Raw genomic sequence first — 8,150 nt, forward strand, 5'->3', positions numbered from 1 at the left:
GCCGCCGACCCAGCGAAAAGAGTGGTGATAGGACCTGATAGATTACTCGACGCTAGGCGCCTGTGACAAGAGCGCATCGAGCAAGGGGGCGTGGCGTTCTTGCATTGCAGCACGCGTTAAGCGGCGACTGATCACTAACGACTGCAGTTCCTGCAGGGCAGTGGTGAAGTCGTCGTTAATCACTAAGTAATCGTACTCATCGTAATGAGACATCTCGCTGACCGCATCGCGCATGCGCCGAGCGATCACTGCATGCTCGTCGGTACCCCGGCTTGAGAGGCGGCGCTCCAGCTCGCTACGCGACGGCGGCAAGATAAAAATCGACACCGCAGAGGGCATCTGTTCGCGCACCTGCTGAGCACCCTGCCAATCTATCTCCAGAATCACATCCTGCCCCGCATCCAGCAGGGTTTGGACCGCTTGGCGGGACGTACCGTAGTAGTTGTCGAAGACCTTGGCATACTCAAAGAAGTCGCCACGGGCGATCATGGCTTCAAAGTCAGGCACTTGGGTAAAGTGATAGTTTACGCCGTCCACTTCACCTTCTCGCTTGGCGCGCGTGGTGTGCGACACCGACACCTGAATGCCATCCAGGCTTTCGATCAGCTCGCGAACGAGGCTGGTTTTACCCGCGCCCGACGGGGCAGAAACAATAAACAGCGTACCCTGGGACATGAAGCGCTTCCCTAGTTAGTCAAAATGGTCGTTCGTCATCACGCAGGCCGGCCACCGCCGACATTATGGGGAGCGCAGTATCGCACACCCATGGCAGGGACTGTAGCGTTTCCAAAGTGCCACAAGGAGGTCAGCATGCGCAGCACAGTGATTATTTTATGCCTGATTGCGCTGGGGGTCGCGCTTCAGAAAGGCATTATCGAGATCCCCCGCCACTGGGCACCCTGGGCTCCGCTACATGTGGATGACCCCATCACGCCAGTCACGCAGTTGAAGCTCAAGCGATTAAACGATGACCGCGACGCCTGCTTGGCGGCATTGGACACCGTGCCAGAGGGCGAGCTGCGCTACACGCCGTTGGCTGATTACTCCCCGACTGCAAGCTGCCCACTTAGCAATATCGTGCGCATGCAGAGCAGCAGCGTGCGTTTTAGCCAGAGCTTTGTGGCGTCGTGCCCGCTGGCATTGGCGTGGGTGATGTATGAACGCCATGCGCTGCAGCCTGCGGCGCAAGCGATTATGGGCAGCAGGGTCGCCCAGGTGAATCACGTGGGCAGCTTTGCCTGCCGTAATGTTTATGGTCGTGAGACAGGACGGCGTAGCGAGCACGCCACCGCCGAAGCGCTGGATGTGGTGGGGTTTCAGTTTGAGAACGGCCAGCAGATATCGCTGATTAACGACTGGGATGACGCGGGTAACGCGGGGAAGTTTTTACGCGCAGCGCGAGATGGCGCGTGTGATACCTTCGGCAATGTACTGGGGCCTGAGTACAACGCCGCGCATGCCGACCACTTTCATTTAGGCATGCGCGGCTTCAGGCTGTGCCGCTAGGTAGGCGGGTTATTCGAGGTTAATATCCTCTTTATCGGTGGCAGCCCCTGTGGCAGCACCCACGCCACCGCCAATCACAGCACCTTGGGTGACGCTACCACCAGTGACCGCAGCGGCCCCAGCACCAACAGCCGCCCCTACGCCAGCACCACTGGTAGCGCGCTCGCCGGTGGTCGTTCCACAGCCCGCCAGCGCCAGAGTAATGGCGGCAATAGCACTTAATGTTACGAGTCGCGGGGTTACAACGCGCGATGTCTTCACTAGGTTATGCATAGGTCACCTCCTTATGGATTGCACCTTTACACCCTAGGAACGATACGCGCTTTTTGCCACTTTAAATGCTCTAAATATTTATTTAGCAATCACTTATTTATAGCGCTTTATTTGTAGCTCTGAGCCACCGACGGCTCCGCGGGATAGGTGCGTTTTTCCAGCCAGCGCCCCCAAGCGAAAATCACTAGGCCACACAGCGCAAGCCCGGCCCCTACCAGCCCCGTGCTCGACCAGCTAAACCCGGCGCTAATCGCCAAGCCCGCCAGCCACGCCCCCAGCGCGTTCGCCCCGTTAAAGGCCGCATGGTTCATGGACGCCGCCATGGTTTGAGCGTCTTCAGCCACATCCATCAAACGGGTTTGCAGCGAAGGCGCAAGCGCCATGCTAGTCCCTACCAAACCCACGAACAGCAGCCCCGTCCACACCTCGTTGGCAGCAAAGTAAAAGAGCCCCTGCACCACGGCACACCACACCAAGATGGTGGGAATCGCCCGCATCAGGTTTTTATCCGCCATACGCCCGCCCACCAGGTTACCGGCGATAGAGCCCAGGCCAAAAATCACCAACACCAGCGGCCCCAGCGCTTCGCTCATGCCCGCCTGCTGGGTCAATGTCGGCATCACATAGCTGAAGATCGAGAACATACCACCGCAGCCAATACAGGCAATCGCAATGGTGACCAGCACCCGCTGCTTCACCAGCGCAGAGAGCTCTCTTAATGGGCTCGCGTGGGCATCAAATGGCTGCACCGGCACGCATAACCGAATGAGCAGCGCCGTTAACAGCGCAATTACCCCCACCCCGGCAAAAGCGATTTGCCAACCAAAAGCGTTACCCGCCCAGGTACCCAACGGCGCACCAATCAAAATGGCTACCGTGAGCCCCAACATTACCCGCGAAATAGCCCGCGCTCGCTGGTCAATCGGCACCGCTCCTGCCGCGACCAGCGCCGCTATGCCGAAGTAGGCACCATGAGGCAGGCCCGCCAAAAAGCGCAGGCCCACAAACGACCAAAACCCCGGCGCCATGGCGCTGGCAATATTGCCCACAGCAAACACCAGCATCAGCGCAATCAGCAGCGCCCGCCTGGGTACCCGTGCAGCCAGCGCGGAAATCAGCGGTGCACCCACTACCACGCCCAGGGCGTAGCTACTAATCGCATAGCCTACTTGGGGCACCGTCACGGCTAAATCTTCCGCCACGCGGTTCATCAACCCCATAATGACGAACTCGCTGGTGCCTATGCCAAACCCGCCCAGCGCCAGAACAAACTCTGCCAATCGCGGGTTACGCGCCAGCCCCGATGACGACTCTTGCATACCTCTCTCCCCAGGCGCTGAATAAAGCGCCTGCTTATCAAAACGGTCTTAGATTGCGTCAAATAATGGCAGGATTAGACGAAAGTAGGAATATATGACGCTAAAAAAGTTAGCGTGCAAACTCATTCATCAAGCGATGAACACCTGGGGGTCAACCGGTAGAAGATTCCACTGACAACAACCGCTCGCGCAACTCACGGTTACGCGGCAGTAAGCCGACTTGCAGGCCCAACGGGCGAAAGACTTGGTTGAGCAGCGCCACGGTAGGACTTGCTTTACCGGCTTCCAAATCAGACAACGTGCGACGGCTGATACCCACCAGATCGGCATATTGCGTCTGCGACATACCCAGTACGTCCCGGCGTAGCTGACGCAACACCTGCCCCGAGCTGATTTCTTCACGCACCAGTTGAGTCGCGAGCGTCGTCAGCAGCGCCTCACGCTCAACGCTAGAGAGTTCTTTGCGCTTCATACCAACCCCCAGCGCTGCAGCTTAGTGTCCAAGTAATCAAACCCCACCGCACTCGATGTCAGTAAGGCGTCGGGCACGCCCCGCGCAGCGAGTCGCTCTTTCAGGCCAACTAGCTGACTTCCCAGCTCTTTTAACTCTGTCATCAGTTGTTCTGGGGGAATATAGACGCTTAAGCGTTCCGCAATGGCGGGCCAATTAAACTCCCGCCCCTCCTCAAACGGTGTTCCCCAAGTGGTAGTTCTTACAATTCCCTCTGGGTCAGCCTTCATGGGCGCAAAATCGTACACCGGAGCCCACCAGATACCTTGCGGCGTTTTCAGCAGCGCCGTATTACGGCCGTGGTTATCGCTGTTAGCAAACGCAATATTGAGCAGATCGCGTTTCACCCACTCACTGACAAAGCTCGCCGTATCGAAATGGCCACCAGGCTCACGCACGCGGAATTGTTGGCTCAACAGACCCACCAACGCCTCAATCACGGCAAAATGATTCAAAAAGCTTCCCAGTTCCTTCCCCACGGATGAATACACAGACTCCAAGCCATAAAGCGTGCACGCCCCCCCTTGATAACCAACGTCAAAGCGGGGCAACCATAGCGATGGATAACGCTCACCTTCTATCAACCTCATCCCTTGGGTATCGATGGTCGCGACACCCAATGCCGCTAGCTCGTGATAGAAATGATACTCCGCACGCAAAATGTCGTTATCGATCGCGGTGCGCTGACCGCGAGGAAATTTCACCAAATAGTGCTGATCGATATTTGTCGGATCATCCTGGTAGGTATCAATCCAGACCTGATCATCTGGCGAGCAGCGCAGCAGCAGCTTAGGCGCTTCGCCACCTGCTCCGGTCGCACCGCCCCCAGCGGCCCCCAACTGCTGCGCATAGGCAAGAAAATCACTATCCCGATTGACGACGTCAGCCAAAGCAAAGCGCTGGTGCTCAAGCGTGCTGCCAGCAGGGCGCTCAGGAAGAGCCTCTTTGATGCGCAAATTGCCCACCGGCGCAATTGTGCCCTTGGCCAATAGCGCGGCATCCTGCTCCGCTTCGCTAAGCGCCGTTATTCCCAACTGCGTGACCCAGTAACGTCGGCTGGCCCCGGACGGCATGATATCGTCTAAAAAAGCGAACCAGCGTGGCGATTGATGGGTGTTCATCAACTCAATAGGCAAACGAAGGCTACAGGCGTGCTCATCGTCGCGATCCAACCACTCAAGGGCATAATCTGTCAGATAGCCCAAACGTGCAGGCCCCCGACGGCCTCGCTCTGGCTGCTCGATGATCAGCTCGGCGGCATCGTGCCACTGCCCTTGATGGAAGGCTTGAACGGTTAGCAACACAGCTCACCTTAATTGAGTAGTTTAATGCTCAAAAGTGTAGCCCAAGGCACCATAATGTGCATTTTAATACTCAAATTAAGATCAAAATGCGATTAATGAGCATTTTTCTACCCATTTCCCAGGAGACATCATGCCGTCTGATCACACGTCCGTTGCTATGATTGAACGCGCCATGCAGGCACTGGCCAATGCCGACCCCGATATTGCCCGCGCTTACCCCTTAGTCGGCGCGCCCAACCCGCGCCAGCGCGACCCAGGCTTTGCCACCTTCTTCTCGACCATCGTCAGCCAGCAGATCTCCACCGAAGCTGCTCGGGCGATCATGGGTCGGGTGAATACGCTGCTGCCGGAGCTACATGCCAAGGCAGTGATGGAGGTGGAAGGCCAAGCGCTACGCGATGCGGGGCTATCGTGGCGTAAAATCGAGTATGCCAAAGGGCTGGCCGACGCAGAGCTGGCGGGCACGTTTAGCGCCGATGGCTTAGCGCATCTTAGCGATGACGAGGCCATTGCCGCGATTGCCCAACTGCGCGGGTTTGGCCGCTGGAGCGCCGAAATCTACCTGATGTTCTCGCTCCAGCGGCCCGATATTTTCCCCGCCGACGACCTCGCCTTAAGGGTAGCGCTAGGCCGCTTGAAGGGCATGGAGGTCAAACCCACGCCGAAACAGGCGCGCCAGATGGTGGAGCACTGGGCACCCTGGCGCAGCGTGGGGTCGCTATTTTTATGGCACTACTATCGCGGCGAGCCGGTGTAGCGCGGGTGTTTAGAGCATTAACGGTCTTTAAAGCGTAAGCCCGCCAAACTTACCGTTCTGGTAATCCTCCACCGCCTGGACGATCTCATCGCGGTTAGTCATCACAAAGGGGCCGTGAGAATAAACCGGCTCGTCGATGACTTCGCCATGGCCAAACAGCAGGCGCGCATCGCTCGCTGCTTCAATGCTCAGGCTTTCACCGTCACGGTCGACTTCGATCAAATGGTGCGCCTTGGCAGGCTCGCCGCCCACCGCCACGTCGCCACTCACCACATAAAGAAACACCTGCCGCCCAGGGGCCACGGGTAGCTGCTCATGCGCGCCCGCAGGCAGCGCCAGCGTCGACATGAACACGCCCGTCAGCGATTCAATCGGGCCCGTTTGCCCCTGCCACTCCCCGGCAATCAGGTTGAGCGTACCGCCGCCTGCCAGCTGAACAGCGGGAATGCCCTCTTGCTGCAAGCCCACGTAGCGCGGCTCGCTCATCTTCAGCCGTGACGGCAAATTGACCCACAGCTGCAAGATTTCCAGCGGGCCACCCTCGCGCAGAAACTCCTCCGGCGAAATTTCCGCATGAACGATGCCGCTACCGGCGGTCATCCACTGCATGCCGCCTGCGTGAATCACGCTCTGGTGCTTGGCGCTATCAGCATGGGCCAGCGAGCCTTCCAGAATAAACGTTACCGTTTCAAACCCACGGTGCGGGTGCGGCCCAAAGGGCAGCCCACGGTTGTTGGCCGGGTAAACCTGCGGGCCGTGATGATTCAAGAATAGAAACGGATCGAGCTGATCCAGCCCCGGCCCTGGCAGCGGCCGGCGGGTGACCAGATCACCGATATCATCCCGATGGGCAGGATACTGAGCGACCACGCGGCGAACGGATTGAGTATTGGCTGATGACATAACGCTCTCCTTATCAATACGCCCAGCGTAAAACCTCAGCTGACCGATGAGGAGCGAATAATTTGCCCCGATTCATTGAAGGAAATGAATAGAAAACCTTAACGGCTGGGAACGCTCAGCCGCCCCACCACCGTGAAACCCTCCTCTTGCGGGCGCACGACCACCATTTCCCCGGAGCTAACGCCCCCACCGGTCAGCGCCGTGATATTCACCTGATGCGTCACCAGCAGAATATTCCCCGGCCCCTGCCACCCCGCAATACGCTCACGAGCCGCTTGGGTAATGGCCACCTGATCCCCACGCCCGCGAAAGAACGAATTCAGCCACGGCGCAGGCACCACCGCCTCCAGCGCCATCAGCTCAGCGGTTTCCAACGCCCGGCACCACTGGGAGCTGTACACCACATCAATCACCACGCCCCGCTCCCGCAGCGCCTGCCCCGCTGCTAACGCATGGGCACGCCCTTCGCTGGACAGGTTGCGCTGGGTCTCGCACGCCTCCAACACAAACCCCGGCGAGTCGCCGATACCGGGCGCCAGGGAGTGGCGCATGAGGATGACCAAACCGCCCTTTTGAAGTGCTTGCCAGGTTGTTTCGTTTGCCTGAGCAATAGGGAACATACCCAACACACCGAGCAACAAGGTTAAAGTGAGGTGGCGTAGAGTGGGCATGGAGAGACGTCCTTGAATAGGCAAAATTTGATATTGTTAAGCCTAAGCCAGCTGACATTACTCTATAACGCCAGGGGTTAAGCCTATGCCGGAGCAGAACCCAACCGCTTTTAGCCGCCTCGTTAGCGCAATGACTCAACAGATAGAGCAAGCACGCGGGCAGGTTCGCCAAGCCGTGAATACGGCTATGGTACAAAGCTACTGGGAAATAGGCCGTTTAATTGTCGAACACGAACAGCAAGGCAATCGTCGTGCTGAGTATGGTAAGCAGCAGCTACAGCAGCTCTCACAACAGCTTACCGAGCGGCTGGGGAAAGGCATTGATGTCAACAATTTACGCAATATGCGCCAGTTTTATCAAAGCTTTCCAAAGCGGAACTCAGTGCGTACCGAATTGAGCTGGACTCACTACCGCACCCTTCTGCGAATAGGAAACGCCCAAGCCCGCGACTGGTATTTGCAGCGACGATAACCCCACTATTGGCTTGGTGCTGTGCAGTGAAAAAAGCGAAGCTGTGGTGAAGTACTCGGTGCTGGCCGAACAAAAACAGCTGTTTGCAGCGAAATACATGCCGTATCTGCCCTCTGAAGATGAACTCAAACGTGAGCTAGAGCGCGAACGAACTCAGGCAGTGGAACAGCTTCAGCAGCACGGGCGGGGCGATGAGTGAACGATAGCTTCACGAACAATCTCAGCGGCTGAAATTTTGATTTCTCGAAGCAGCTCCCTCTTTTTTTTAAGCTATTAACGTACTCCCGCCCGGTAGCTATCTGGCTCCAGCCAGAGCTGTTCGTGGAGATCGCCTTTGTCTAGTCCTGAAATAGATTGACACTTATTTCATCTCAAACGCCCAGTGCACTGCATTGGGCGTTTTGTATTTCAGCGCTAGGTGTGGCCGCTGACTG

General features: G+C 57.4%; 11 protein-coding genes. 4 read left to right on the forward strand and 7 right to left on the reverse strand.

What is annotated here, in order from left to right:
- Positions 1-42: 42 nt before the first annotated feature.
- Positions 43-675 carry a guanylate kinase gene (gene gmk, locus BIS10_RS05685; protein ID WP_172416696.1) on the reverse strand — a complete coding sequence of 211 codons (633 nt, stop codon included), beginning with the start codon at positions 673-675 and terminating at the stop codon, positions 43-45.
- A 135-nt stretch (positions 676-810) separates the two neighbouring features.
- Between gmk and BIS10_RS05690 the strand changes: the two genes are divergently transcribed.
- Positions 811-1,506 (forward strand): extensin family protein, encoded by a 696-nt coding sequence (locus tag BIS10_RS05690; RefSeq protein ID WP_253503293.1) that lies wholly within the window; start codon positions 811-813, stop codon positions 1,504-1,506.
- A gap of 9 nt (positions 1,507-1,515) precedes the next feature.
- Here BIS10_RS05690 and BIS10_RS05695 read toward each other — a convergent pair whose 3' ends face one another.
- The 4 genes from BIS10_RS05695 to BIS10_RS05710 form a co-directional block, all read right to left on the reverse strand.
- Positions 1,516-1,779 carry a hypothetical protein gene (locus BIS10_RS05695; protein WP_083025415.1) on the reverse strand — a complete coding sequence of 88 codons (264 nt, stop codon included), beginning with the start codon at positions 1,777-1,779 and terminating at the stop codon, positions 1,516-1,518.
- A gap of 107 nt (positions 1,780-1,886) precedes the next feature.
- Positions 1,887-3,098: an MFS transporter gene (locus BIS10_RS05700; protein ID WP_253503296.1), complete on the reverse strand. Its 1,212-nt coding sequence runs from the start codon at positions 3,096-3,098 to the stop codon at positions 1,887-1,889.
- A gap of 151 nt (positions 3,099-3,249) precedes the next feature.
- Positions 3,250-3,570, reverse strand: coding sequence for a helix-turn-helix transcriptional regulator (locus BIS10_RS05705; RefSeq protein WP_083025417.1), 321 nt, complete (start codon positions 3,568-3,570; stop codon positions 3,250-3,252).
- Positions 3,567-4,910: a type II toxin-antitoxin system HipA family toxin gene (locus BIS10_RS05710; protein ID WP_253503306.1), complete on the reverse strand. Its 1,344-nt coding sequence runs from the start codon at positions 4,908-4,910 to the stop codon at positions 3,567-3,569. The genes BIS10_RS05705 and BIS10_RS05710 overlap by 4 nt, the downstream gene beginning before the upstream one ends.
- 133 nt (positions 4,911-5,043) lie before the next feature.
- On the opposite strand from BIS10_RS05710, the gene BIS10_RS05715 reads away from it, so the two are divergent.
- Positions 5,044-5,670: a DNA-3-methyladenine glycosylase gene (locus BIS10_RS05715; RefSeq protein WP_253503298.1), complete on the forward strand. Its 627-nt coding sequence runs from the start codon at positions 5,044-5,046 to the stop codon at positions 5,668-5,670.
- Between the two features lie 27 nt (positions 5,671-5,697).
- Here the strand turns inward: BIS10_RS05715 and BIS10_RS05720 are convergent, their stop codons facing one another.
- A complete protein-coding gene (locus tag BIS10_RS05720; protein ID WP_253503300.1) occupies positions 5,698-6,573 on the reverse strand; it encodes a pirin family protein in 876 nt (291 codons plus the stop codon).
- Positions 6,574-6,671: 98 nt separating this feature from the next.
- Positions 6,672-7,244 (reverse strand): histidine phosphatase family protein, encoded by a 573-nt coding sequence (locus BIS10_RS05725; protein ID WP_083025420.1) that lies wholly within the window; start codon positions 7,242-7,244, stop codon positions 6,672-6,674.
- Positions 7,245-7,329: 85 nt separating this feature from the next.
- On the opposite strand from BIS10_RS05725, the gene BIS10_RS05730 reads away from it, so the two are divergent.
- Together BIS10_RS05730 and BIS10_RS05735 are read left to right on the forward strand one after the other, a co-directional pair.
- The gene (locus BIS10_RS05730; RefSeq protein ID WP_243470552.1) at positions 7,330-7,716 is read left to right on the forward strand and encodes a DUF1016 N-terminal domain-containing protein; all 387 of its coding nucleotides are present in this window, start codon (positions 7,330-7,332) and stop codon (positions 7,714-7,716) included.
- A 43-nt stretch (positions 7,717-7,759) separates the two neighbouring features.
- Positions 7,760-7,915, forward strand: a complete 156-nt coding sequence (locus BIS10_RS05735) for a hypothetical protein (protein ID WP_243470553.1) — start codon at positions 7,760-7,762, stop codon at positions 7,913-7,915.
- The last annotated feature ends 235 nt before the right edge of the window (positions 7,916-8,150 follow it).

The sequence above is a fragment of the Halomonas sp. 707B3 genome, from assembly GCF_024158645.1.
GTDB classification, from domain to species: Bacteria; Pseudomonadota; Gammaproteobacteria; order Pseudomonadales; family Halomonadaceae; genus Vreelandella; species Vreelandella lionensis.

Bases quoted from the DNA above. Each gene is read 5' to 3' on its own strand.
- gmk (WP_172416696.1), bottom strand. From the start codon at position 675: ATGTCCCAGGGTACGCTGTTTATTGTTTCTGCCCCGTCGGGCGCGGGT.
- BIS10_RS05690 (WP_253503293.1), top strand. From the start codon at position 811: ATGCGCAGCACAGTGATTATTTTATGCCTGATTGCGCTGGGGGTCGCG.
- BIS10_RS05695 (WP_083025415.1), bottom strand. From the start codon at position 1,779: ATGCATAACCTAGTGAAGACATCGCGCGTTGTAACCCCGCGACTCGTA.
- BIS10_RS05700 (WP_253503296.1), bottom strand. From the start codon at position 3,098: ATGCAAGAGTCGTCATCGGGGCTGGCGCGTAACCCGCGATTGGCAGAG.
- BIS10_RS05705 (WP_083025417.1), bottom strand. From the start codon at position 3,570: ATGAAGCGCAAAGAACTCTCTAGCGTTGAGCGTGAGGCGCTGCTGACG.
- BIS10_RS05715 (WP_253503298.1), top strand. From the start codon at position 5,044: ATGCCGTCTGATCACACGTCCGTTGCTATGATTGAACGCGCCATGCAG.
- BIS10_RS05720 (WP_253503300.1), bottom strand. From the start codon at position 6,573: ATGTCATCAGCCAATACTCAATCCGTTCGCCGCGTGGTCGCTCAGTAT.
- BIS10_RS05725 (WP_083025420.1), bottom strand. From the start codon at position 7,244: ATGCCCACTCTACGCCACCTCACTTTAACCTTGTTGCTCGGTGTGTTG.
- BIS10_RS05730 (WP_243470552.1), top strand. From the start codon at position 7,330: ATGCCGGAGCAGAACCCAACCGCTTTTAGCCGCCTCGTTAGCGCAATG.